Here is a 26104-nt window from a genome sequence, read left to right as displayed (position 1 = left end):
CACGCAAATTAACGCGTCAACAGACCCTAGGAATGCCTTAATCCAGAAACGTCCATGTATCCGCGCCATCAAAACGCCGCACACGAATAGATTCAACCATTTCTCTATCAAACAATCGGAAATTCACGCCCACTCTATCCATTCCCGCTTTATCTGTTGCCGTGTAATGGGTATGTACTTTACATATCGGGCAATGGTGGAAATGAATCATTCGATCGCCCCACTCGTATCCATCGGTTACACCAGAAGTCACGATCACGTCTACTTCACGCGATGTGTAGTAGCCGTATAAAGGGGCTGCTCTAAAGCAGTGAGAGCAGTTGCATTGAGTTAAAGTATCTGGAAGTGTCTTTACTTGCAGCGTGATATTGCCACAATGGCAGGTTCCACTTGTCATATTACATTCCCTTTAAAACCGAGGAGGTGCCGTGAAGTTGTCCGTCTTCTACTGGTTATTCTTGTTTATCTCTCTATTTTATAGCCACCTCCCAATTTATTGGTTATTGGTGTCACAGCTTTTGAGTTTATTCACGCTCTTTTTCTACTGGTGGGATAAACGGCAAGCGATCAAAGGGAATCGTCGAGTGAAAGAAGCCACATTGCACGGCTTGGCGATGTTGGGAGGCTGGCCTGGTGCGCTTATTGGTAGAGAAGTGTTTCGCCATAAAACGCAAAAGCGTCCATTTTATCTCATCCTTTATTCTGTCTCGGCATTACACTGTGCGTTTACCGCTCTCTTTGTTTACGTTGCTTTAGCGTAAATACTGGGGGAGGTAATCCCGATAACCTAACGAGTCCGTCCGCCAAACTCCTAAAGCTTATCTCTTATCATCGCAACCTTTTTTACTTCGTCAATTGTAAACATTTGCGTCTCTGTGTAATGAAAGATGAGAAACGTAAGGTGTTGTAAGTGATTGGTTTGTATGGTGTAAGCGTGAGTAAGGGGCTATTGATAACTAACGTCTTATGTCTAATATCCATTGCGCAAATGAATTCTTTTGCAATTAAATATAATTAGCAGTGGATGAATGATAATGAAAAAGACAATTCTAGCTGTTGCAGTAACTCTTGCAGCAACATCAGTAAACGCAGCAGAAATTTACAACAAGGATGGCGTTAAGCTAGATCTTGGTGGTGCCGCTGAAGTTCAGTACAAAAAAGAACGTGGCGAGAACGCAGAAAACAAATTCCGCCTAGATGACGGTGATTTGTTCGCAACAACAACCGTTAAACTAGACGACGAGCTAACGGCTATCGGTAAAGCGGCGTTTAAATTCGAAAAAACAGACGTTGAGAACGACGAGCTATACGTTGGTCTACAGCACAGCAAATTCGGTACATTTACAGCTGGTCGTCAATCAACGACGTTCGACGGTGCTGGTATCTCTAACGACATCGAGTTCGGTATTAAGTTCTTTGATGATGAAGTTGAAACGTTAGCAGTAGGTTCTGGCGATTCAGTTGCTAAGTACGCAGGTACTTTTGGTAATGCTTGGGTTGGTGGTTCTTACGCTGAAGTTAAAGAAACTAAAGGTGAGCACAAGTTTGCTTACGATGTTGCTGGTGGCTACAAGTTCGGTAACGTAGAAGCGGCTGTTTACCTTCAGCAGGTGAAGTTGGATACAGCTACTTTCGGCAAAGTAACGGCGAAAAACGTAAAATCTAACTCTGCACTAGCGCAGGTTAAAGGTACGTTTGATGCGATTACTGTTGGTGCTTCTTACGCAACAACTAAGCTAAGCGGCGGCGACAAAGTAACGGTTGATGGCAAGATCAACATTGCTAAGCTTTCTGCAGCGTATGCTCTTGATGAGAAAACGTCGATTGCTGGTGGTTACGACTACGGTGATGCAAAAGATGCTGCAAAAGTACACAACTTCTACGCAAACGTAACTCACAAGTTCCACAGCAATGTGAAAGTTTACGCAGAACTAGGTCACGCTGATGTTAAAGAAGCAAACGGTGACAAGGTTAAGACTGAGCTGGGCTATGCAGCAGGTCTAGAAGTTAAATTCTAAAAGTTACCACTGCCTTTTCTACTTTTAGAGTTTTGACCCCGCCCTTGTGGCGGGGTTTTTCGTTTTATATGGCGTTTAATCAAGTTCTAGTTTTGGAGCGAATGGGAATAATGTACTTGGATTTCATTTCAGGTAACGTAAAGTTTTTCAGGTTTTCAAACAACTCGTAATCTTGCCCCGTACCTCGTTCATATTCCGAATTGGGTAGCCAGTATCCATAAATGTAATCCATGGTTTTACCAACGGAGTCCTCATTTACCTCTTCTACTTCAAATACGGCAATCTCTTGCTGAGGAAGCCTATGAGTCGTCATGTCACTAGGGATAAGTTGTCGATCGGATACTTCCATTGCAGAAAGGTACGTCACTTCATCTTCTAAAAAAGTGCCAGAAGGGCTAATAGTCAGCCCGTAGTAGGTGTCGTCTTTTGCATGTTTGAGTTCTTCTCGCCTCCCCAATAATTGCATCCAAGGCGCTTCGAGTAAATCGCAAAAACTCTCTTCAAAGGTAAATGGAGAGGGAATGGTGGTTTCAAAACCGACCAGCAGCAATTCTGGCTGATGAATGATTTCTGGCTCAAGCTTCATGCCATTATTTAGGTGAGAGAAAAGTGATTGAGTAAGAACGGGCTTTTCTCTCAAGTTTACAACAGGGCTTTGCTGGCGAAACTGTTTCGGAGTGATTGCAAAATAGTGCTTGAACGAACGTGTAAATGCCTCGTGGGAGCTAAAGCCTACATTCAGCGCTATATCAATGATTCCCAGTTCGGTATGAATCAATTGCTGCGCAGCTCGCGTCAGCCGTCGACCACGAATGTATCCCCCTAAAGTATCGCCAATTAACCCTTTGAACATTCGCTGAAAATGCCACGGTGACATACTAAATCGCTTGGCTAACAGGGCGATGTCGATGTCTTCATCCAGGTGAGATTCAATATGTTCAACCAACTCTTGAAGCTGCGAGATTAAATGTGACATGCCGTCCTTCCAAAGCGATGGAGTTGAATCGTGATTTAAGCCAAACCCTGACCAGAGCCAAGTTGTGACTTCAGTAAAAAAGTAACCAGTACCGCACAAACTATCAAGTTAAGGATTCTTTGTCGTTTTAAAGTGAGGCGAGTGAATGAGCTAGGAAGATAGATAATGAAAGCTATGGTATATGAGCGGTACGGTGATGCAGATGTATTACAAACAAAGGATTTGGATATTCCCGTTGTAGAAAAACATCAGATTTTGATTAAAGTACGGGCAACAACGGTGTCTTCCGCCGATGTTCGTATGCGAAAAGCCGACCCATGGGCTGTACGCCTGTTTAATGGTATCTTCACACCCAAGAAACAAGTACTCGGAACTGAGTTTTCTGGGGAGATAGCGGCTATCGGGGAGTCAGTGACTCAATTCAACACCGGAGACTGCGTTTTTGGTGGTACTGGAACAGAAATGGGTGCACACGCCGAGTATTTGCTTCTCGATGAATCTGCTGCCGTAACGCATATGCCTTCAAACTTAACTTTTGAACAAGCGGCATCCATTCCCTTTGGAGCGACAGCTTCCTGGTATTTTTTGCATCATCGGACCTCAACAAGACCAAAATTACGCATTCTTATCAACGGTGCTGGTGGCGCTCTGGGTAGCTACGGTATTCAGATTGCGGTAAACAAAGGAATGGAAGTGACCGCCGTATGCCAGTTAGCAAAGAAAGCGCTCGTCCAATCCCTTGGTGCTCACCATGTTTGGGATTACACAGAAAGGGCGGTGGAAGATAGATCCGGAGAGTTCGACATCCTATATGACACGGTTGGTAATCTTAATTATTCAGCTTGTAAGCATCTGCTCACTAATGATGGCATTTGGCTTGCTGCATCAGGTGGTCTTACTGACTTTTATCGTATGCTGACTACGCGAATATGGGGGCGAAGAAAAGTTGTGTGTGGTTTAGCTATCGAAACAAAGAGTGATATGAATCAGATAAAAACGCTGATTGAGACCGATAAATTAACCCCAGTTATTGATTCGATTTTCGAATTCGACAAGTTGGTGGAAGCTCATCGTCGTGTGGAAGAAGGGCGCAAAGCAGGAAGTGTGGTTGTTAAATTGTGATGACGCTTTCGGATATATACCCAAGTGACCTCAAGATGCAGGGTATAGATTAAATTAAAAAAGCCCTCTCGGTTAGAGAGGGCTGAATTCACAAATAGATGTTGGCATCAGTATTGGCTGTAGGCTCAGTACTAGGATGCTTTCACACGACCTTGTTTTAAGCTGTTGAGAACTTGCTCTTTCGGTCCGTCGGCGATCACTGCCCCTTTTTCCATTACAATCACACGATCTACGACATCGAGCATTGAGGTTTTGTGCGTAATCAAAATCAGTGTCTCGCTCTTTTTCAGATTAACAAGCTGGTGTTTGATGTGCATTTCGGAACGGTTATCCATAGAACTGGTTGGTTCATCCATAAGTAGAACCGGAGGTCTGCCAAGGAACGCTCGCGATATAGCAACGGATTGACGCTGACCGCCAGACAGTAGAAGGCCACCTTCACCTACCTGCCTTTCGAGCCCAGCTGGGTCTTGTTGAGTAAATACGGTGACACCACCTCGGTTTGCCGCATCCAGTACTTCTCTGTCATCCACTAAAGGTTGACCAAGTGTAATGTTGTCTCTAATTGAGCCAAAGAACAGAGTGATATCTTGCGGTACACAACCAATGTTGCGGCGTACATCAGCGTGGTGCAGCTGTGCGATATCCGTATCGTCTATTCGGACATTGCCTTCTGTGGGTTGGTAGAGCCCCATAATGAGGCGCTCTATCGTTGTTTTACCAGAACCAATACGACCAATGATCGCCACTTTTTCACCCGGATTGATGCAGATACTCACGTCTCGAACTGAAGCGAGATCGGAGTCTGGATAGTGAAATGTCACGCGGTCGAGCTCAATTTTTCCTTGAATGATGGGGCGGTGGATATAGCGTTTGCCTTCTTCCTGCTCTTCGGGCATCGACATCACTTGTTCGATGATGGTCATAGAAGATTTAGCTTGATTGTATCGGGTAGAAAGCAGTGACAGTTGCACGAGAGGGCCGACTGCGCGACCACTCAACATAGTGGCGGCGATTAACCCACCCATACTCAGTTCGCCCTCGGCAATCAGGTACACACCCACAATGATCATACCGACGTTTGCCGTTTGCTGAATAAAACCAGCAGCGTTTTGAATGGAGTCGGTAATGCGTCGGCTTTTGATATTCCAGTTTGCCATATGAGCAACCGCTTCTTCCCAGCGGTATTGGAATTGGCTTTGTGCACCAAAAACTTTGACGGTTTCTAGCCCGGCAAGGCTTTCGATCAAGTTGGCGTATTTTTGTGAAGCCAAGCGCGATCCTTCTTCGATGCTTTTTCTCAAAGGACCTTGGATAAGCATGGAGTGAATGATCAGAATGAGAATTCCGACAATTGGCACAATGACAAGGTTACCGGCTACCAGCCATATGACCACCAAAAACAGCAGTGCAAAAGGGAGGTCAATCAATGAAGAGACTGTTGCAGAGGTAAAGAACTCTCTTATCGATTCAAACTCTTGTAGGTGCCTTGCAAACGCACCTACAGAAGCTGGGCGAGATTCCATTCGAATGCCCATGACTTTGCTGAATAATTTCGACGAAATCAGTACATCGGATTTCTTACCTGCAATATCAATGAAGTAACTTCGCAGCAGCTTAAGAAGGAAATCGAACAGGAAGACAACAAAAATACCAGACGCTAATACCCATAAAGATTCAAACGCAAGGTTAGGCACCACTTTGTCGTACACCAATCGAGTAAACATTGGTGCGGCAATGGCAAACATATTGATTAGAATGGAAGCAATCAATACGTCGCGGTAAATGTGTTTGGATTCGAGCAAAGTACTCCAAAACCAATGCCCATCACGCGGTTTCAATACTTCTGGAGAGCGTTCGTCGTAGCGAAATTGCTTTTTAACTAAAAAGTAGCGCCCTGTGTACAGCTGCTTCAATTCTTCAAGAGGCAACGAAATGGGCATTAGGTGGGAGTCAGATGTCACCACTTCTGCTTCTTGTGTTTCGCGGTTTATGCTCACAAGTACACAAGCGTCCCCCCCTTTAAGAAGCAAGACTGCAGGCAGAATAAGTTCTGGTATTCCTTCAAATTCAGTGCGATTTTCACGGGCAACTAACCCCGCTCTTTCTGCTGAGCGGGGAAAGAGGAACGGCGTCAGCTTACCATCTGCTAACGGTAAACCACTTACGAGTGCTTCTGGTGAATTCGACATGCCATAGTAGCGGCTAATGTACACCAGCGAGTTCAACAACGGATCTTGCATCCTTGATAGACCTTAAAACTTATTTATCAACAATGAAGCCTTGGAATGCTTCAATAAAGTGCTCAGAAAGAAAATCCAGCTGTGCTTGTGTTTCTACACGCGAAGCGATGGTTTTTATACCAAGGTTATGCGCAGTCCGAGAAATTGAAGTAAGTGTGTACTTCTGCTTCTCGTCATCAATTTGGTGGGTGTACAGGTAATCCAGCTTAACGTAAGCCGGTCTAAATTCGTTGATGTATTCCAAAGAGTGGAAATGACGACCGTAATTGTCCACACCAAAATCAGCGCCAGCGCTGCGAATAGCGTGACAGATCAAAGCGGTGTGGTGCTGGTGGTTGATGAAGCAAGACTCAGGAATTTCAAAATGCAGTTTTTTAGCCAGTGCGCCATTCTTGGTTAGGGTTTGTGTCAGCCAACGAATAAAGCTTGGCTCAGTAACACTGCTGATGGTTAAGTTGATTGCTAAGGTATCTGTGACTTCTCGGCTGCGGAGCTTATCTAACATCGCTACGATAACGTACTGGTCAAAGATATGACCTGCATTTAACTGCTCCAATGCAAACAGGTATTGGTTGGCAGTGAAGCGCTCACCGTTTTTCTCAATGGCAGAGAAAACCTCACGGTGATAGGTTGCTCCTGTTGTCGTGTTTGCAGTCTGTAACTTAAATTCAACCCATTGATTACTGATGGCTTCTTCGACCAAGGTGCGCCACTGCTGCTTTCCAAGTAGGACATGGTTTTGTTCATCCGTAACAAGACCGTATGTTTTCTCTGGATGCGCGTGTGCTTTCGATAGGGCATTATCGACAAGTGATAGAATCTCGGTCGTATTCTTGCGATTTTCGTTATACACCACACCTAAGAAAGCCGCGGATGGCGCGGTACCCGTCGGATCTGGTCGAATATCTTGGGTATAGTTCATGATGCTTTCCGACACCATGCGCAATTCACTTTCTTCTAAGTTAGGGAGAATGAAACCAAATTCTGCGGTATTGATACGTGCAATGGTGACGTCTGGAGATGAGGTCGTCGCTCTCAGTAAGTCGGCCAACTCTTTAACGAGGCTGTCGCCAATTTCGTAGCCTTCATCGTCGTACGCTTCTTTTATAAAGGTTGCTTGCAAGATAGCCACACCGCCTATTGCTGATTCGCTTAGCCATGTATTTAGCTGACCAATGAAGAATGAGCGGTTACCCAGATGTGATACCGGATCCATATAGGCTCTTTCACGTAACTGTTGGGCTTCTCTTGCTTGCGCTTTAAAGCTTTTTTCAACTTGGGCAGACATGGCATTAATACCATCGACGACCGCAATCAAGTCTCGAGTTCGTGGGCGTTCAAGTGGTTCTCCAAAGTGATTATTAGCGACTTCTTTCATTTTCTGAATGATGAGTGTTAGCGGGGTCAATGCGCGTCTCACTACCGCAGAAATCACCACCGCACCAATGATGAAGATTCCTGTAAATAGTGTGACTAAGCTGGTAAGAGCTTGCCAAAGTTGGAAGTAGGCATCACCCGGATGGCTGATGATTTCCACTTCTGCCAATTGGAGCCACCCACTGGTCACGACTCGACGATCGTGAATCGTTCTAAACAAATCCAAATTCGTGAACCAGTCAGGAATGTCGTGGTTCTTAATAGGGTAGGTTCGAACTATTTCCTTGTCGTTACTAAGGAAGATGAGCCTGACTGCGGAATATGAGCTGCCATCAAACAAGGCGTTTATAACCGACTCCACGGCAACTTCATCCTGATTTTCAAGATAAGGTGCTAACGCGAGACCGACGGTGTTGATGGTGTTGTTCACCTCAGAGCGTTGAGCTTGCTCTAAGAAGTTCCGTGTGGTGTTAAACTCAATCGCAAAGACCGAGGTTATCAACAGTAGAAATACTGCCAACATCCAAGCGACTAGCTGTCTATATAGTGTCATGGTGCTTACTCATCATAATTAATAATGGGTTTATTTAATTTCAATTTTTGTTCGCGTGAGCGTAAATCGTTCCATAAGCTCAAGCGAGAGGATTTTCCTGCTAACTTACCACTGGCTTTTTCTTTCATTAGCCATAGGTTTTTACCGTTAAAACTGTAGATAGGCAGTAAGTCTCTGCGCTTCGATGCTGGTTTAATATCTGCAATTAAGTTATCCAAAATCAAAGGCTGCGAACTTGGTGTTCGGTAATAGGCCAAAACCATGTGAAATTGATTTAATTCAATCGCTTTAACGTACACTAAGCGGAGCTTCTTATCTGGGACGCCGAGCTCAAGCAATGAGAAATACTTCGCAATTGTGAAATCTTCACAGTCCCCACCAGCGCTTCCTAGAAATTCTAGGGGTGTTGCCCAGTAGTCTTTCCGTCCCCACAGGTTTATGTCGTCGACAAAATTCATCTGGTTAAAGAAATTGTTGACGGCTTCAAGTTGATCTTTTTCTTTCAAATTGTGGTAGTCGGCAATGCCATTACGCCAAGCCGTAACGCGTTTCGCTGCGCGATCACCGTATGTGCCTCGAACAGCCTCTACCCAGCGTTGCTCTTTCGTATTTAGAGCTACTGAAGTGAATGGAAGTGACAACAGGCACATCAATAATGCACCTGTTTTTATTCGGTTAATCGCCATCAAAAATCAGGACGTTTCACTGAGTGTTTGAGACAATGTTACGCGCCAATTTGTTGGAAAAGGACAATGGTTTCCTCCGAATCGCATTCAATGTAATCCTCGGTTTATTCACGCAAAGCCGTTTGTTGGGCACGTGATATAGGCTTCAATAGATAATCCAGAACAGAACGTTTGCCCGTTATTATATCGACCGAGGTCGTCATTCCAGGAATGATTGGGAGCTGTTCTGAATGACCAAAGCTGTCTTGCAAAGTCCGTACTCGAACAAGGTAAAAGCTGTTGCCTTCTTCATCTTGGATGGTATCCGCACTGATGTGTTCTAAAATGCCTTCAAGCCCTCCGTATCGAGTAAAGTCATAAGCACTGAATTTAACGATAGCAGGCAGACCGGGTCTTAAAAAGGCAATATCTTGTGGGGCAATCTTCGCTTCGACCAGCAGAGTGTCCTCGGTTGGGACGATTTCCACTAAATCCATGCCGGGTTGAATAACACCACCTACGGTATTTGTGTGCATTTTTTTAATTGTGCCAGTAACAGGAGATACGACGATGGTTCGATTCACTCGGTCTTCAAGCCCAACCGTGGATTCGGTCAGCGATGACAATTTGTCTTGTGCTTGGTTAAGCTTTTCTTGTTGCTCCGAACGGAATTTTAAAGCGGCATCGATTCGACTCAAAATTGCTTCGCGGATGGCGGAGGTTAACACTGGTACTTTAAGTTCCGTAGAAGTGAGTTCTCGACTGGTATCGTTGAGTTGTCGTTCCAATTTTAGCAACTCGATTCGAGGAACGATGCCTTCTGTTGCCAATGGTTTTGTAATATCGAGTTCTTTTTTAGCGAAATCGTAGCTACGCTGAAGGTTGGTGACTCGAGCTTTGATTTCGACGAGGTCTTGAAGTTTCTGCTCTACTTGTTGATCCAGAACAGAGACCTGATTCTTTAGATTATTGAGATCTTGGCGATATTCTGCAAATTGGCGTGCGACCAATTGAGGGTCGTTTTCAGCCAGTGGTTCTGGGAAGATCAGTTTATCGTTTTCGATAACAACGCTGTCTTGCCAGTTTTCCAGATCCAAACCTTCACGGATTTTTATACTCGCGATGGACGCGGATAATTGCAGTACATTGGCTGTTAGGTTGGTGACTTGTTGTTCTCTTTCACGAAAATCAGAACGAAACCTGGTGTCATCAATCAGAAGAAGCTGTTGCCCTTTTTCAACCATCTCACCTTCGTGGACAAGGATTTTTTTAACCAACCCCCCTTCAAGGTTTTGAACCACCTGTAATTGTGAAGACGGGATAACCTTACCTTGACCTACGGTTACTTTATCAATTTGTGCCCAAGCCGCCCACGCAATGGCAATGGCAAAAAACAGTACGACCACCCAAAGAAGAATTCTAGCACTACTCGGTGTATTCAAAAGTAAAGCGGCTGTTTTATCATCCACGTAGTCTAGTTCTTTTGAGTCCAGCTTTTTCAGGCTCTTGGTGTCCATGTATTTCCCTTGCAACAAATCAGACGGTCAACAAAAATTTGTGTGTTTTATCTTGAAGCAATTTTCATGCTAACGCTTGTGAATCTTCGGATTTGATGAATAAATTGTTAAGTTGTTCATTTAATTATACCTCAGCTAAATACATTCACATATCTAGGCGGCAGATAGTTACCTCAAAATACGTGTTTTTGAATTCTATGGACTGGTAAAGCGGAAAGAAAAATGACTTGAGTTCCCAAATCCTTAGGCGCAAAATCATCGGAAACCAGAAGGAGTCGAAATGGAACTTTCAGATATTCGCCGTGAATACACAAAAGACGGCTTAAGGCGTCGAGATTTGAAATCTGATCCGATTGATCAATTTAATCTTTGGCTTCAGCAAGCTGTAGATGCCAAATTGAGTGATCCAACGGCGATGACAGTCGCGACCGTTGATGAAAACGGCATGCCTTTCCAAAGAATAGTGTTGTTGAAAAGTGTCGATAAAGAGGGATTTGTATTTTATACCAACTTAGGTAGCCGTAAGGCGCAGCACCTCGATAATCACAGTAAGATCAGCCTTCATTTCCCTTGGCACCCATTGGAACGACAAGTACATGTGACTGGTGTCGCTCAAAAGCTAACGGCAATGGAGAACATGAAATACTTCAGCTCCAGACCGAAAGAGAGCCAAATTGCCGCGATCGCCAGCAAGCAAAGTAGCCGGTTATCTGCCCGTAGCATGTTGATAAGCAAGTATATGGAAGTCAAAAAGCAATTTGAGAGTGGAGAAATTCCGGTTCCGACGTTTTGGGGTGGCTTTCGAGTAAAGCCAGAAAGTATGGAGTTTTGGCAAGGCGGCGAACATCGCCTTCATGATCGCTTCTTATTTTCACGCGATGATGATGAGTGGTCGATAGACCGACTCGCACCGTAATCAGTTTTAGCTTTTACATACGGCTTTAAAATTCCGCTTGAATATAAAAACGCCGCACTGTAAGTCAGTGCGGCGTTTTGTTTTTATTTACTTTTTTAGTTGGCTAGCTCGTGGTAGCGAATGTTTTTAACACTTAATTCAATTTCTTCGTTATCCACTTCCCATGAAGTTGGTTTATAGATACCGAACTTGATGTAAGGCTTTTGAATATCGTTGAATGTGTTTGGACCGCATACATCAGATAGTACTTCATCGTTAATTTTTACGGTTAAGCATGCATCTTTGTTATGAGAAAGCTCACCACTGATTTCTACATTATACCAACTGTCTGCTTCGTAGTAGTAATCGCTGAATAGCTTTCTGTATTCGATAGAGTTACCAGCCCCGCCACATGACCCATTCTTTGTTACTGAGATTTGGTTTTCATCCCAACGGTTGAACATTCTTAGAGTACCGTTTATAGATTCAAGAGCCATGATTGGGCAGCGCCACGCTTCACCTTGATCCGGTACTGAATGTAGTTGGAAGTAGCTGTGCCATTGGCTGTAGTGTGCAAAGTTGTCGTTAGTCTTGAAATCAAAAGAGAATTTAAACGGGGTATCACGCTTAACGACATCCTTTATTGCAAACTCACAACGTTTGCGGTTAGGAGCTTTGTTCATTTTTAGCTTCGTGACGTCATGATCTTTGGTTAAGTTCACTGAGAGTAGGTCGAAATGACACTCTATATGAACTTTTTCATTTGGTGTTTTAAGCCCGCCTAGGTCAAGCTGTTCGTATACAGTTTTCCACATGTTTGCCGCTTGCGCACTTACCGAAAATACACTTCCAACTAATAATAAAGTTAAAATTTTCATCATTATTCACCCACTCGTAAAAGAAATAAATTTAATTTTCAAGTAATTGCGACATAGAGAGCCCGCTTATTTCTCAAAGAGAAATAAATGTTTAATAGATAAAACAGATTTCTAACATTAAAACTCTGTGTTTTTGTAAATTAAAATCAATGATATTAAATGCTTAATGTTTATTGATTTAAAAAACTAACTATTTTTTGGCTTTTATATGTAGCGATAACAATCCAATTTTTAAGTACATCAAATAAGTTATTACATTAAGTTCGGAACTATTGTCTCGTTCCTCTCTTGTCCACAACGAGAATATTAAAGTTTATTTTTGGTTAGAAAAATTTCTAAAAGGCTCACAATGATATTTGTACAAAATCAAAAACAAAGATTTGATCTTCATTCCATAAAATAATTTACTAGGATAAAATAAAGTAAATATATCGATTCTATCATCGCTATTTAATCGCATATGTATTTGATATTTATTGATTAATATGGATTTTTGTTATCCATATTATATTGAGGGGTCAAAGTTTATTTTTTAGCTCAATTGGCATGTTTTATGTGAATGAATAGTATATTTTATTATTTTGTATTTAGCTCAATTGTTGTGGCTATTATTATATTTAATAAAGGGTTAAGTGAGTTTTTTGGAACTTTAATATCTAAGTGTAAATAAATATTACATTTGAGGGTTTCGAGTGAAAAAAGACGCTAATTGGCCATTATTCATCAATTAAGCAGTCGATTTTTGTTTTGTGTTTGTAAATGTTTGTGTAGAAAAAATGTGATGGGTTAATATGGTCTGAGCTAAATATATAGGGTGGCGAGCTTTTAGAGGTGTTATTTTTAAATGTGTAGAACTGTTTACATTTTTAATACATCGTACGCTACAGATTTTCTTAAAAGTTCTTCTTCTTTACAGGATGATACTTCTTAGCTGGTGTTATTTTATTAACTTATTGTTATTTAATAATTATTCGCGATTTGAATGGGTTTTGATAACTTTACTATTTGGCTAAAAAGACAAATTGCCAAGATGGTTCAGCGGGTTTGAAGTGGAGTGTTAACTATTTAACTTGGCTAAGCACAACGGATATCTGCGTATTCAACAGGCTTTCAGGAATAATCGAGCCAAACCCCTCATCCAAAGCTAGGTCTATAAGTTCACTTTTTGTTCTCGCTCCAAATTTGTTCCTTAACCGAGCAACGTGACCTTCTACTGTTTTCACCGAAATGTTCATCGCGTTTGCAATGAATTGAGGCTTCTTCCCGTATAACAAGAAGAAAAGAACTTGAGATTCTCGCTGGTTAATTTTTTTGGGTGTGCTGCAAATGGTACTGACGTAGACATCTCTTTTGAGGCTCTGCCCAGTGGCTCGACAAATCCAGTGTCCAATTTCCAATATGGCGGTATCTTCCAGTTCTTGACCGTGGAAAATAACACCTTGGACTTCTCCGTTGTCGTTTATCCATGGAGACTTGGTAAAGATATGAGCCCGCCATTTTCCGTCTGGATATGGATGGATGTCTAAGATCTTTAAAGTTTGTCGAGTTTCCATGACGTGTTTGTCTTGCCGCTGAAAATCGAGAGCACAGATAGTTGAAGGGCAAGGGATATCAAAGTCCGATAGCCCTACACATTCAGAATGGCTGTTTAACCCTACGAGCTGACTGAACGATTCACTCGCGTATACGTAGTTAGAATTTGTATCTTTGCAGCCCCAGCAACCCGGAAATTGATTGAGAATAGACAAAAGAGTTGAGTTAGGCACGAATATTCGCTCTGTTGTAGTGCGCCACTTGTTAATAATCATATCAGTCTCAATATAGAGATTACAGCGTATGTTATACGTTCAAGTAGGCTTGTTTAAAAAAAAGCCAGCTTGAGGGAGCTGGCAAAATACAAGATACATCTTGTCGACGTGTAGAAGAGGTTATGATCGGCTTCAGGGTCTAAGCGATCATAACTGGTATCAATATGATACCGAGAGTTAGATACACTGGACTGTATCTAACTCTATGACACTTAAGATAAAACAGTATTTTTTTCCTTAAAAGGGGGGAATTCCCCCCTTTTAAGGAAAAAACGGTCTAAATACGATAAATATCGTATTATTGTTCACCTGAAGCACGTAATTAGGGGATACTTAGCCTTTAAATACTTGTGTTTTTGTTGAAGTGATAATGGTTATCATTTACGATTGCAGCATCTAATGGATTCAGGATGAAAAAATGAAGAAGATTTTAGCCCAACTGGGATTGTGTAGCCTTGTATTGGTACCAAGTATGGCTACTGCTAATTTCAAAGTTGTTACAACGTTTACCATCATTCAAGATATAGCTCAGAATGTAGCTGGTGATGCTGCTGAAGTCGTTTCTATTACCAAACCTGGTGCGGAAATTCATGACTATCAACCCACTCCAAAAGACATTGTAAAAGCTCAGTCAGCAGACTTGGTTATGTGGAATGGAATGAACCTTGAACGCTGGTTCGAGCGCTTTTTTAGTAATATTGAAGGTGTTCCATCTGTAACGTTAACAGAAGGAATTACGCCACTTTCCATTTACGATGGTCCTTATCAAGGTAAACCCAACCCTCATGCGTGGATGTCTACAAGCAACGCTCTTGTTTACATTGAAAACATCCGTAAAGCGCTCGTAAAACATGACCCAGTAAATGCTTCGACCTATAATAGTAATGCAGCAGCGTATTCAGAAAAGGTTAAGAACCTCGATGCGCCAATTCGCAAGCAATTGAGTACGATTCCAAAAGATAAGCGTTGGTTAGTCACCAGTGAAGGTGCATTCAGTTACTTAGCGAAAGATTATGATTTAAAAGAAGCGTACTTGTGGCCGATTAATGCTGACCAGCAAGGTACGCCAAAACAGGTTAAATCACTTATCGATAAGATTCGTGATAACCAAATTCCGGTAGTGTTTAGTGAAAGCACCATTTCGGACAAGCCTGCAAAACAGGTTGTAAGAGAAACGAATGCAAAATATGGCGGCGTGCTATATGTAGATTCTCTGTCTACTCAAAATGGTCCTGTTCCAACCTATTTAGATTTATTGAAAGTAACTACACAAACTGTAGCGGATGGATTTGAATTATGAGTTCGTTGTCGGCCAGCTTAGAAGTATCCAACGTTGGTGTGACATACAACAACGGCTTCACAGCTATTAACCACGTTAACTTCTCTCTTAGCGGGGGCACTATATGTGCCCTCGTTGGGATCAATGGCGGTGGTAAATCGACGCTTTTTAAAAGCATCATGGGGCTTGTGAAGCTCTCGTCTGGTGATATTTGTGTCTCTGGGATGACCATACGTAAAGCTCTAAAAAGTAATTTAGTGGCTTACGTACCTCAAAGTGAGGATATCGACTGGGATTTTCCTATCCTAGTTAAAGATGTGGTGATGCAAGGTCGCTTTGGGTTTATGAATTTCCTTCGCCGACCAAGTAAAATGGATAAGGCGAAAGTCGCTTCAGCGATGGACCGAATGGGAATTAGCCAATTAGCTGAACGACAAATTGGCGAACTTTCCGGTGGACAGAAAAAGCGTGTTTTTTTGGCAAGAGCATTGGCTCAAGAGAGTAAAACAATATTACTTGATGAACCTTTTACTGGTGTCGATTTCACCACAGAAAGTGCCATTATGCAGTTGTTTCGAGAACTTAGAGCTGAAGGGCATCTGATTTTAGTGTCCACCCATAATTTGGGAAGCATTCCAGATTATTGCAATGAAGTGGTTTTTATAAACAGAACGGTTATTGCAGCAGGATCGTTAGATGTTACTTTCACTCAGCAAAATCTAGAGGCGACATTTGGTGGGGTTCTTAAACACGTTGGCATTCCTGGTGAAGAACTGCACAATGATGCCGATCGCCGTGCTGTTACGATCATTTCTGATCACGAGAAACCCGCGGTGTTCTATGGAACCAACAGAAATGACTCGACTCTAATCAGTGAAGCCCAACATCGCGATGAATCCAATCGTGGAGAACCCATTCGCGATCAAAAAAACCGGGTGGATCAGTAATGTTGGAATATTTATTGGAGCCCCTAGGTTACGAATACATGATTAACGCCATATTCGCGAGTGCGATTGTGGGCGCTGTGTGTGCGTTTCTTTCAGCCTTTCTTATGTTGAAAGGTTGGTCCTTAATTGGTGATGCTCTTTCGCATTCTGTTGTCCCAGGTGTAGCAGGTGCTTATGCATTGGGGCTACCTTACGCGGTTGGTGCATTCTTTTCTGGGTTTCTCGCATCTCTGAGTATAGCTGCGCTGAAATCACTTTCGCATTTGAAAGAAGACGCCATTATAGGGTTTATTTTTACGACCTTTTTTGCGGCTGGATTACTGCTGATTTCGCTTAACCCAACCTCTATAAACGTCCAAGCAATTATTTTCGGCAACATCCTTAGTATTGGGCCCGAAGATCTTTATCAAATTGTCATTATTTCAGTCGTGTCTCTGTTGATTTTAGGGCTGTTATGGAAAGACCTTATGCTGGTTTTTTTCGATGAAACCCAAGCGTCATCTGTTGGTCTTTCTCCTGTTAAATTGAAGATACTTTTCTTCACTCTTTTAAGCGCTTGTACTGTTGCATCATTGCAAACGGTAGGGGCGGTTCTTGTTATTGCTATGGTTATCACTCCTGGTGCAACAGCGTATCTGTTGACCGATCGATTTGGCTGGCTACTCGTTATTGCCACTACGATTGGACTATTGAGTAGTGGGCTTGGTGCGTATATCAGCTACTTCTTAGATGGCACAACAGGCGGCATTATTGTCTTGATTCAAACCATATTGTTCATGCTTGCGTTTTTGTTTGCGCCCAAGTACGGCCTATTTTCCGATCGTATTGCGGCTTTAGGTCGGTTGAGCAGCGCCAGCAAATTGGCTAGGAGAGCATAATGGAAGCGTTGATTAGCTGGATTATTGAGCCGTTCCAATACCCATTTATGATGCGTGCGCTATGGGCTGGTTTAGCTGTGGGCAGTGTTTGCGCCATTCTATCGTGTTATTTGGTGCTTAAAGGCTGGTCCTTGATGGGCGATGCCATTTCTCACGCAGTCTTACCCGGTATTGTGGTGGCTTATGTCGTGGGTATTGCGCTTCCGATTGGTGCATTTGTTTCTGGCCTCGCTTGTGCACTTTTGACCGGATATATAAAAGAAAATAGTCGGGTGAAAGAAGATACCGTAATGGGCATTGTATTCTCGGGCATGTTTGCTCTGGGGTTGGTGATGTTCGCAAAGGTAGAAACCGATCAGCACTTGTTACACATCTTGTTTGGTAACATGCTAGGTATTAGCGATTTTGAGTTCTGGCAAACGGTTATTATTTCTGTCATTGTTTTTTGTGTGATGGTTGTATTTCGACATGATTTCTTGCTTTACTGCTTTGATAAGAGCCACGCCCGTGTTGCTGGCTTGCCTGTAACGCTCCTACACTATGGTTTGCTTATTATGCTGGCACTAACCATAGTTGCGACCATTCAGGCTGTAGGCGTCATTATGGTCGTTGCGATGCTGGTTTCTCCTGGTATCACCGCTTTTGTATTGACTAAAAAGTTTACCAACATGCTGACAATAGCGCTGTCCGTGTCAATCGGGTCGACATTAGCGGGTACATTGATCAGTTTCCACATTGATGGCGCGACCAGTGCGTGTATTGTTCTCGTTCAAGCGTTCTGCTTCATTGTTGCATTGTCGTTTGCCAAGTTTCGAACTTACCTTGGCAAAGCGAAACCGCTAGCAGTGCGCACGGAATGCAACGAACAGTAGGAAATGAAATACAGTTGCCACTCAATTGGATTTGTATACCCAAGTCACCTCAAGATGCAGGATTCAGAGCCTCATATTCTGTTTCAGTTCAAGCCTCTTTATTTCAAAAAATCAGGAACGCAGCGGAATAATGAATCCTTTCCAAGTTCTTTGACGAAGAAATGGGACAGAATATGGGCTCCCAAGGGCGAGTTTAACAGGCTTCCATACTGCGTTACCGATTTTTGATTTAGAACCACTAAATCATTAAATCGGTGCCTTGTCTTAAAGCCAGTTAACTATTCTTTGGTAGAGAAGTCGCTGAACCAAGTATCTTGAGGTCACTTGGGTATATATTCAAAGCTGAGATTAGCTGTTTTCGTTCAGACAGTTATATAAAAAGGGCTTCCGTTTGGAAGCCCTTTTTACTGATTACTAGGTAAAGCAAATTATTAGCTTTTTGTGAGCATTCGAACGACTCGGAACCCGATGTAGTTTGTTGTTGATTCTGGGGCGACTTCCAAGGATTCGTGTGCAGAGGCTTTTGCAGGGGCAAAGCTCCAAGCACCGCCTTTTGCGCTACCGTATCGATTATTTGTCCATTCCCAAACATTGCCCACCATGTCGTACAAACCAAGTGAATTTGGGCGGAAAGCATTAACAGGGGAGCTACTTACATTTGACCACTTAGTACCGGCCCAACCTGTATTCGCCTTACCAGTACCAAACTCATCGCCCCACCAGTAAGCACTGGACGTGCCAGCACGAGCGGCAATTTCCCATTCTTGCTCTGTAGGAAGACGGTATTTGTAGCCTGTTTTATTGCTTAGCCACTTTGTATACGCACGAGCATCGCTTCTGCTAAGGCACACAACAGGGGACTGATCACTTTGCTTGAAGCCTGGTTGGCGCCAATAATTACCATCAACCACCACGTCTACACTATTTTCCATCGTGGAGCAGGTTTTGTTTTGTTCTGCGACTGTTTTGTAACCCGTGTCGTTTACAAACGCAGCAAATTGCTTAACGGTTATAGGCGTCGATGAGATTGAATATGCGCGCTTTAACTCGACTTGCTGAGAGCCGTTCTTGCCTACATAGTAATTACCTGCCCCAACAACAATCATTTGCGGCGCAGCTGTTGGCTCACCAACTTGGTCTGCAAAGGTTCTCCCTGAACGTGGAAGGTTAGCGTTCTCCACCAATACAGCTCGTAGGTTACCGTCTTGCTTGAGTGTCATTTCACGGCTAAAGGAACGGAATCCCTCTTTTTTGATACTCACAGTGTGAGCACCTGTTGGCAGCATGATATCTACAGGCGTGGAGCCGTAGCTCACTCCATTAATCAACACACTGTCGTCGTATTGATTTGAACGCACCGTTAACGTCACCCACCTTACTTCTTTCTGCGTACTTGATTTTTCGAGTTTCTCGCTCGGGTCAAAGCAGTAAGCTGAATCAATATTAAGTAAGCGACAGGCGGCGTTTAGCGAAGGGCGTGATTCGATGGCAACGTCAATTTTTGCTTGGTATTGACCACCGTTAACAAACCCTGTTTTGACTGGCTGATGACTTACAACATGAATGTTTAACGCGGTTTGTTGAAGGTGTTGCTTAACTATCTCACTTTCCGTTGCGTTGTTAATTAATGCAGACTGGAATTGATTAACTGCTTTTTGAAGCGCTAACCCTGTGGTTTGTTCCTTACATTGCGCCAGAGTGGCATCCTGAGCACAGTTATGAAGATAAGAGACCGTTTGGGAGGTTTGAACCGTTAACTCGTTTTGCAGCTGATCTGCACGCAAACGAAAGTGGCTCTCTTCTAATTCTCGGAGTTCAGCATTGAGTTGAGCACTTTTGGCTTTTGAACTTGATAAGGAAATTTGCTGCTCTTGAATTTGGTGTTCCACATCAAGCTGCTGCTGTTGGTTTTGCTTCAGTTCTGCCCACGCGTCCTGATAAGATTTTTGGCTCGAGGCAAGGTCTAGTTCAGGGTCATCCAGCATTCGAGCGTACTGTCTTTCCAGAGCTTGTTTGGCTTTCAGCCTTTTGTTTTCAAGGCGGTCTTCATCTTGTTCCACCTGTAGTAACTCTGCTTTGAGCTTTCGAATGGCTGCCTGAATGTCCGTTTCCTGAGTACCGACGGACTGTATTTCAGCCTCCTTCGAACTCATAGCTTTTGAAACATTCGTGATATCCAAAGCCTCAGCATATGCTGTTACTGATATCAGGCTCGGTGAAAGAGCCAACAAAAGCGCTGGTAATCCTTGTCTCATGTTCAGTTCTAATTCGTGTTGTTTGCTTAACTAAAGCGCCATTTTGTCACTATCAATGAGGATTGATATAAACAAAATGGCGATAAGAAATTACGTGTAAATGGGCAATGTATCATGCCGAAATTGGGCTCTACCCATGCTTTTCAGGTCTCAGTTTAACCCAAATAGTGTCATTACCGTTAATGGTTATCTGGCGGCTGTATGTTTCAAAACCTTCTTTAGAAACAGTAATCTGGTGGCGACCCGCTGGAAGTACTAACTCAACAGGAGTGCTGCCATATCTCACTCCGTTGACGGTAACGTCATCTTCGTACTGATCAGAGCGTACCGTAATGTTAGCCCATGCCTTATCAACTTTGGATGTAGTCACAACATTCGATTCAGAATAACAGTAGCGGTTTGCAACCCCTAGAAGTTTACATGCAGCCAGCGATTCAGGTTTAGCTTGAAGCTGCGCTTGCATTTTGGTTGCGTAACTGTTGTCGCCAGAAAAGCCACTTTTAATGATTTGGCTATCTTGAACGTGGATATTAAGTTGCACACCTTGCAAGTGTTGCTTTGCCACGTTCGCTTCAGTTAACTGGCCTATCAATCGTGACTTAAATGTATTGACGGCTTTTTGTTTGGTTAAGTGCTTACCACGGTTCGCACAGTCACGCAGGGTCATGCTTGCTGAACACGTTGTCTTGTAACTGGTTTCAAGAACAGCACTCTCGCGTAGTTCAGCTGCTAGCCTCTTTACTCGCGCTTCGACACGGGATTCTTGCAGATTTTGCTGCGCCGCGTTCAAGTGAGCCTGTTGCTGCTTTAGCTGAGACAGACGCATTTCGCTTTCGCTGACAAGGTGCTGTTGGTTGAGTTGTTCTTTTTGGTTTCCTTTAACCGCAACCCAAGACTCTTGGTATTGCTTTTGGAAGCTGGAGAGGTCGATATCAGGCTCTTCAACCAAACGGGTAAATTGCTTATCCAGAGCACTTTTTGCTCGGTTGCGTTTAGCAACTAACTCAGCATACTCGCGTTGCAGTTGCTCTGATTGTTGTTTGAGTTGAGAGTGCGTTTTGGCTTCTTCGAAGTGTTCATCATCGACAGAATCAATTTTCTCTTGATTTTGAGTGATTTTTTCATCGATAGCTGCCACTAAATCAACGCTTTGTATCTCTTCAGCCTGTAAAGAGGAAGGTAGCCAAACTGGGGTAAGCGCAAGCAAAAGCGCTGGGATTCGATGTTTGATCATAAGTCCCTGCATGATATTCATTTCGTAAGTAACCTTACTGCTCTGATAAGGCCATAATTTTGACTGATTTGAACTTAAATTTAGTATGAAATTAAGCACTTTCAGTCTCTTAGTTTTTTGAGCTAATGAGTAAAGAATCAAGTCGCCCAACTTATTGAACTCTCAAAAGTCTACTCTGTCTTTGAGAATTTCACAATTTTCTTAGTTTTGATATAAAAAAATGCGATTAAAGTGGATTGAGTAAGCATTGACCGTAATTTATGTGCACTTGATCATTGTTCCGTGAAATGTAACCTTTTTTGACTCAAGTTGAAGCCCGCAGGTACACTGCTCAATGATACTCTTTCAACCTTTGTGATCTTGCTTCATATTTTTAGTCATCATAGTGCGCATAAGCCTATGAATTTCCGGTGTTGCCATGAAAAATAATAACGGTCTTAATGGGCCTAAGCCTGCTCAAGTGATGACGCTTCCCAGTGAAATGAATAACCATGATCATGAATATACCCAGATCGTAATAGGGCTAAATGGGCAGGCAGAATTTGACGTCGCGGGGGTTGGGAATTTTATCGGACCTGGTCAAGGTTGTGTTGTAACAGCTTCTTCGCAACATGCTTTCGGAGGAATCGGCAAGTCGGACATTCTCGTGCTCAATATGCCTATGATGAGTGAGTACGATCCTCTGGTATTACAAAAATTGAATGAGCTAGGAAAGAAAGATATCTATTTTCAGCTCGATAACCAGATACAGCAATTGATTGCAATGCTCGTAAGTGAAATGCGCAATAGCCCTACTGATGAACTTTTGAGCCGAGCATGTAATGATACTGTCGTTGCTCTCATGCAACGACATCTGAAATCCTTCCAAGCTTTACAGAAAGATGGCCGGCTAGATATGGATGCTATTGACCGATATATTGAGCAGCATCTGAGCCATAGAATTACCGTTGCTCAGCTTGCAGGTAGTGTTTTCTTGGGAGAAAGTCAGTTTCACATGCTTTTCAAAGAGCAAACTGGTGTTACACCACATCAATATGTACTTGGAAGGCGTGTTGACATGGCAAAAAAACTGATTGAACAAGGAAATCTGAGTTTAGGGCATATCGCTGAGCTGACCGGGTTTTCTGGGCAAAGTACATTTACTCATACTTTTTCACGTCTTCAGGGAATCTCCCCATCGGTCTATAAGAAGCGTCTTTTGAACAAACACTAACTCCGTCTATCCTCAATCAAGTATCGGAAAAATAGAACTCAAATACGTTAAATCTGCGCGAATTTATTTGCACTATATTGCATAAACTGTCGCGAAATTCCTGTGATCATGTTTTCACTTTGTTAAAAATCCGACTTTTTGTCAAAAAAGCCGGAGTTTTTGACAAGCATATCACTTACTCTCAAAATACACTGCTACCCATTGTAGATGAACCCGATATTTTATTCGGTACTGAGATTGAGGAAAACGCATGTTTACAGCAACAGATGTGTTGACGAAACAGTTTGTTGAGCAACCGCTTGATCAACTTTGGTCGCTGATCTCTCCATTGTATATGGTTGAAGAGACCCAATGGTTAGAACAACTAATTCCATTAGCTAAGCCTTCTGATAATGAAAAGCGTGCTACAAAGGAAAAAACCACAGCACTGATTAATGCTATCCGTGCCGACAGAAATGCTGTGCAGATGATTGATGCACTTCTATTGGAATACAGTTTAGATACTCAAGAAGGCATCCTTTTGATGTGTTTGGCTGAAGCATTAATGCGTATTCCAGATTCCGCCACGGCAGACGCTTTGATTCGTGACAAGTTGAGTGTTGCTGATTGGAAGTCCCATCTTAAAAATTCTGATTCGGTTTTTGTTAACGCATCCACTTGGGGCTTAATGCTGACAGGTAAAGTGGTTGGACTTAAAGAAACGGAATCCAAATCCCCATCTCAAGCTGTTAATAGCTTAGTGAATAAGCTCTCTGAGCCCGTCATTCGCAAAGCGATGCATCAGGCGATGAAGATCATGGGTCATCAATTCGTTCTTGGACGCTCGATTTCTGAGGCACAAAAGAACGGCAAAAAGATGCGCGATAAAGGCTATACCTACTCGTTTGATATGTTGGGTGAAGCCGCGCTGACAGACGCAGATGCAGACAAATACTTTAAAGACTACATCATGGCTATTGAAGCCGTGGGACGCGATGGGTATGGATTAGACACAAGCCCAGCTCCGTCTGTTTCTATTAAGCTATCGGCATTGCATCCACGCTACGAAGTTGCGAATTACGAACGCGTGATGGATGAGATGTATTCCACCGTTCTTAAATTGCTTGAAAAAGCCCGTGAGCTTGATGTCGCGATAACGATTGATGCGGAAGAAGCGGATCGCTTAGAGCTCTCACTTAAACTCTTTGAAAAGCTTTACCGAAGCGAAAGTGTTAAAGGGTGGGGTAAATTTGGACTGGTTGTTCAAGCTTACTCCAAACGTGCGTTGCCTGTACTGGTTTGGCTAAATGGTTTGGCAAAAGATCAAGGTGATTTAATTCCATTACGTTTAGTGAAAGGCGCGTACTGGGACAGCGAAATTAAGTGGTCGCAGCAAGGTGGGTACGATAACTATCCGGTATATACCCGTAAAGAAGCAACGGATGTTGCTTACCTAGCGTGTGCTCGCTTTTTATTGAGTGCAGAAGTGCGTGGCAATATTTTCCCTCAATTCGCAAGCCACAATGCGCATACCGTTACTGCAATCGCAGTGATGGCCGATCACGGCGACTACGAATTCCAGCGATTACATGGCATGGGTGATGCGTTGTACGAGCATGCGATGTCTGCATTTGGACAATCCGTTCGAATCTACGCACCAGTTGGAAGCCATAAAGACTTACTTCCATACCTTGTTCGTCGCCTACTTGAGAATGGTGCAAACAGTTCATTCGTTCATCGCTTGGTTGATGCTCGTTGCCCTGTCGACACGCTGACTCATCACCCAGTTGATTCGCTATTGGCATTTGAAACACTGAATAACACTCAGATACCTCTGCCAGGTGATATTTTTGATGATCGCAAAAACTCGATTGGCGTCAATGTGGACATTGACAGCGAAGCCGAAGTGTTTGAAAAGGCTGTTCATGCCTTTAGTGATCGTCAATGGAAAGGTGCGCCAATCATTAATGGTGTGAATCTTTTCGAAAGCATGATCAAGGAAGGCGCGCAACCAACAGAGGTTACAGCCCCTTATGATCGTACTAAACACGTCGGTAATTTGGTCTTTGCAAACCTTGATCATGTTTCCGAAGCGTTGAACAGTGCAGCTGCTAATGTGGATGAATGGCGCAGTCAGACCACAGAGTCTCGAGGCGCATATTTAAATACGCTTGCCGATTTTATGGAGCGTGATTTAGCTGAGTTGGTGGCTTTATGTCATCACGAGGCAGGAAAAACCATTCACGACTGTATCGACGAGGTGCGTGAAGCGGTCGATTTCTGTCGCTTCTACGCAAATCAGGCGAATCTCTTGAAAGCGCAGCACATCACCGCATTTGATGGTTCAACTAAGCAGGTGACGCGTGAAGGGCGTGGTGTATTTGTTTGTATTAGTCCATGGAACTTCCCATTAGCGATTTTCCTTGGTCAAGTTACAGCGGCACTAGTTGCAGGTAACACGGTTGTGGCAAAACCCGCAGAGCAAACCAGCCTTATTGCAGTTAAAGCGATTGAGTTAATGCTAGAAGCCGGCGTACCAGCAGGCGTTATTCAGTTGCTTCCAGGTATTGGTCGCGAAATCGGTAGCGCATTAACCTCTCACCCAGCCATCGCGGGTGTTGCGTTTACGGGATCGACGGAAACAGCTCAGCGAATCAATGCAACGTTAGCAAGCCGCGAAGCTGAACCCGTTCCGTTTATTGCGGAAACAGGTGGTCAGAATGCCATGATCGTCGACAGCACCGCCTTACCAGAACAAGTGGTTCGTGATGTTATGCGTTCGGCTTTTGCCTCTGCTGGACAACGCTGCTCCGCTCTTCGCGTTTTATTTGTTCAAGAAGATATTGCCGATCGAATTACGTCACTCATTCAGGGCGCAATGGCTCAATTGGATGTGGGTTTACCCTACTTACATAAAACCGACGTAGGTCCTGTCATTGACCAGACTGCTAAAACCACTTTGCTTGCTCACATTGAAAAAATGTCGAGCACGCAAAAATTGGTGGCGCAGGCAGAGCTTTCTCACGCCTGTGCAAATGGTGATTACGTTGCTCCTTCTGCATTCGAAATTGACGATATTTCGGTATTAGAAAAAGAGCATTTTGGCCCGATTCTTCACATTGTGCGCTTTAAAGCGAACCAAATTGCTGATGTGGTTAAACAAATTAACAATACAGGTTTTGGTTTGACCATGGGTGTTCACAGTAGGAATGAAACCACCTACCGCTGGATCGAAAAACACATTCGAGTCGGCAACTGTTACATTAATCGTGACCAAGTTGGCGCGGTCGTTGGCGTTCAGCCATTTGGTGGTCAAGGGCTGTCGGGCACAGGCCCTAAAGCAGGTGGTCCACATTATCTTATCCGATTCACTCAAGCCGTTTACGCATAAGGAG

General features: G+C 43.3%; 20 protein-coding genes. 10 read left to right on the top strand and 10 right to left on the bottom strand.

The annotated features are described in order from the left end of the window. Nucleotides 1–37 precede the first annotated feature (37 nt). Nucleotides 38–397 (bottom strand): aldehyde-activating protein, encoded by a 360-nt coding sequence (locus tag CW749_RS09990; protein WP_101111879.1) that lies wholly within the window; start codon nucleotides 395–397, stop codon nucleotides 38–40. 31 nt (nucleotides 398–428) lie between these two features. Between CW749_RS09990 and CW749_RS09985 the strand changes: the two genes are divergently transcribed. Next, nucleotides 429–761 carry a DUF1294 domain-containing protein gene (locus tag CW749_RS09985; RefSeq protein WP_201797001.1) on the top strand — a complete coding sequence of 111 codons (333 nt, stop codon included), beginning with the start codon at nucleotides 429–431 and terminating at the stop codon, nucleotides 759–761. Between the two features lie 273 nt (nucleotides 762–1034). Then, complete coding sequence (locus CW749_RS09980; protein WP_180958373.1) at nucleotides 1035–2018, top strand: porin; 984 nt, start codon at nucleotides 1035–1037, stop codon at nucleotides 2016–2018. A 79-nt stretch (nucleotides 2019–2097) separates the two neighbouring features. Here CW749_RS09980 and CW749_RS09975 read toward each other — a convergent pair whose 3' ends face one another. Next, nucleotides 2098–2994 carry a helix-turn-helix domain-containing protein gene (locus CW749_RS09975; protein ID WP_101111877.1) on the bottom strand — a complete coding sequence of 299 codons (897 nt, stop codon included), beginning with the start codon at nucleotides 2992–2994 and terminating at the stop codon, nucleotides 2098–2100. Nucleotides 2995–3159: 165 nt separating this feature from the next. Here CW749_RS09975 and CW749_RS09970 point away from each other — a divergent pair, with 165 nt between their 5' ends. Beyond that, nucleotides 3160–4116: an NAD(P)-dependent alcohol dehydrogenase gene (locus CW749_RS09970; protein ID WP_101111876.1), complete on the top strand. Its 957-nt coding sequence runs from the start codon at nucleotides 3160–3162 to the stop codon at nucleotides 4114–4116. A gap of 131 nt (nucleotides 4117–4247) precedes the next feature. Here CW749_RS09970 and CW749_RS09965 read toward each other — a convergent pair whose 3' ends face one another. The 4 genes from CW749_RS09965 to CW749_RS09950 all read right to left on the bottom strand — a co-directional run bounded on the left by CW749_RS09965 (nucleotide 4248) and on the right by CW749_RS09950 (nucleotide 10471). Then, nucleotides 4248–6359 (bottom strand): type I secretion system permease/ATPase, encoded by a 2112-nt coding sequence (locus CW749_RS09965; RefSeq protein ID WP_101111875.1) that lies wholly within the window; start codon nucleotides 6357–6359, stop codon nucleotides 4248–4250. Between the two features lie 19 nt (nucleotides 6360–6378). Then, nucleotides 6379–8289 carry an EAL domain-containing protein gene (locus tag CW749_RS09960; protein ID WP_101111874.1) on the bottom strand — a complete coding sequence of 637 codons (1911 nt, stop codon included), beginning with the start codon at nucleotides 8287–8289 and terminating at the stop codon, nucleotides 6379–6381. A gap of 5 nt (nucleotides 8290–8294) precedes the next feature. Next, the gene (locus CW749_RS09955) at nucleotides 8295–8960 is read right to left on the bottom strand and encodes a transglutaminase-like cysteine peptidase (protein ID WP_224055952.1); all 666 of its coding nucleotides are present in this window, start codon (nucleotides 8958–8960) and stop codon (nucleotides 8295–8297) included. Nucleotides 8961–9079: 119 nt separating this feature from the next. Beyond that, nucleotides 9080–10471 (bottom strand): HlyD family type I secretion periplasmic adaptor subunit, encoded by a 1392-nt coding sequence (locus tag CW749_RS09950; protein ID WP_101111872.1) that lies wholly within the window; start codon nucleotides 10469–10471, stop codon nucleotides 9080–9082. A gap of 280 nt (nucleotides 10472–10751) precedes the next feature. Here CW749_RS09950 and pdxH point away from each other — a divergent pair, with 280 nt between their 5' ends. Next, complete coding sequence (gene pdxH, locus CW749_RS09945) at nucleotides 10752–11387, top strand: pyridoxamine 5'-phosphate oxidase (RefSeq protein WP_101111871.1); 636 nt, start codon at nucleotides 10752–10754, stop codon at nucleotides 11385–11387. A 95-nt stretch (nucleotides 11388–11482) separates the two neighbouring features. Here pdxH and CW749_RS09940 read toward each other — a convergent pair whose 3' ends face one another. Together CW749_RS09940 and CW749_RS09935 are read right to left on the bottom strand one after the other, a co-directional pair. After that, nucleotides 11483–12247 carry a heparin lyase I family protein gene (locus CW749_RS09940; RefSeq protein WP_101111870.1) on the bottom strand — a complete coding sequence of 255 codons (765 nt, stop codon included), beginning with the start codon at nucleotides 12245–12247 and terminating at the stop codon, nucleotides 11483–11485. Between the two features lie 1058 nt (nucleotides 12248–13305). After that, nucleotides 13306–14052: a helix-turn-helix transcriptional regulator gene (locus CW749_RS09935; protein ID WP_101111869.1), complete on the bottom strand. Its 747-nt coding sequence runs from the start codon at nucleotides 14050–14052 to the stop codon at nucleotides 13306–13308. Nucleotides 14053–14470: 418 nt separating this feature from the next. Here CW749_RS09935 and CW749_RS09930 point away from each other — a divergent pair, with 418 nt between their 5' ends. From CW749_RS09930 to CW749_RS09915, 4 genes are read left to right on the top strand one after another with little or no spacing between them, the layout of a single operon-like run. Further along, the gene (locus tag CW749_RS09930; RefSeq protein WP_101111868.1) at nucleotides 14471–15352 is read left to right on the top strand and encodes a metal ABC transporter substrate-binding protein; all 882 of its coding nucleotides are present in this window, start codon (nucleotides 14471–14473) and stop codon (nucleotides 15350–15352) included. Next, entirely contained in the window at nucleotides 15349–16278 is a 930-nt protein-coding gene (locus CW749_RS09925) for an ATP-binding cassette domain-containing protein (protein WP_101111867.1), read from the top strand. The genes CW749_RS09930 and CW749_RS09925 overlap by 4 nt, the downstream gene beginning before the upstream one ends. 2 nt (nucleotides 16279–16280) lie before the next feature. After that, the gene (locus tag CW749_RS09920) at nucleotides 16281–17156 is read left to right on the top strand and encodes a metal ABC transporter permease (protein ID WP_272897855.1); all 876 of its coding nucleotides are present in this window, start codon (nucleotides 16281–16283) and stop codon (nucleotides 17154–17156) included. After that, nucleotides 17156–18028 carry a metal ABC transporter permease gene (locus tag CW749_RS09915; protein ID WP_101111865.1) on the top strand — a complete coding sequence of 291 codons (873 nt, stop codon included), beginning with the start codon at nucleotides 17156–17158 and terminating at the stop codon, nucleotides 18026–18028. The genes CW749_RS09920 and CW749_RS09915 overlap by 1 nt, the downstream gene beginning before the upstream one ends. A gap of 431 nt (nucleotides 18029–18459) precedes the next feature. Here the strand turns inward: CW749_RS09915 and CW749_RS09910 are convergent, their stop codons facing one another. Next, a complete protein-coding gene (locus tag CW749_RS09910) occupies nucleotides 18460–20283 on the bottom strand; it encodes an SUMF1/EgtB/PvdO family nonheme iron enzyme (RefSeq protein WP_101111864.1) in 1824 nt (607 codons plus the stop codon). A 130-nt stretch (nucleotides 20284–20413) separates the two neighbouring features. Further along, entirely contained in the window at nucleotides 20414–21517 is a 1104-nt protein-coding gene (locus CW749_RS09905) for a PEGA domain-containing protein (protein ID WP_180958379.1), read from the bottom strand. 418 nt (nucleotides 21518–21935) lie between these two features. Between CW749_RS09905 and CW749_RS09900 the strand changes: the two genes are divergently transcribed. Both CW749_RS09900 and putA read left to right on the top strand, forming a co-directional pair. Continuing rightward, nucleotides 21936–22730: an AraC family transcriptional regulator gene (locus CW749_RS09900; RefSeq protein ID WP_101111862.1), complete on the top strand. Its 795-nt coding sequence runs from the start codon at nucleotides 21936–21938 to the stop codon at nucleotides 22728–22730. Nucleotides 22731–22980: 250 nt separating this feature from the next. Next, nucleotides 22981–26100, top strand: a complete 3120-nt coding sequence (gene putA / locus CW749_RS09895; protein ID WP_101111861.1) for a bifunctional proline dehydrogenase/L-glutamate gamma-semialdehyde dehydrogenase PutA — start codon at nucleotides 22981–22983, stop codon at nucleotides 26098–26100. Nucleotides 26101–26104: the final 4 nt, after the last annotated feature.

Origin of the sequence: Vibrio sp. vnigr-6D03 (assembly GCF_002835515.1) — a bacterium.
Classification (GTDB): domain Bacteria; phylum Pseudomonadota; class Gammaproteobacteria; order Enterobacterales; family Vibrionaceae; genus Vibrio; species Vibrio penaeicida.
Note: the sequence above shows the minus strand (reverse complement) of the source record. Positions and strands in the feature narration are given on the sequence as shown.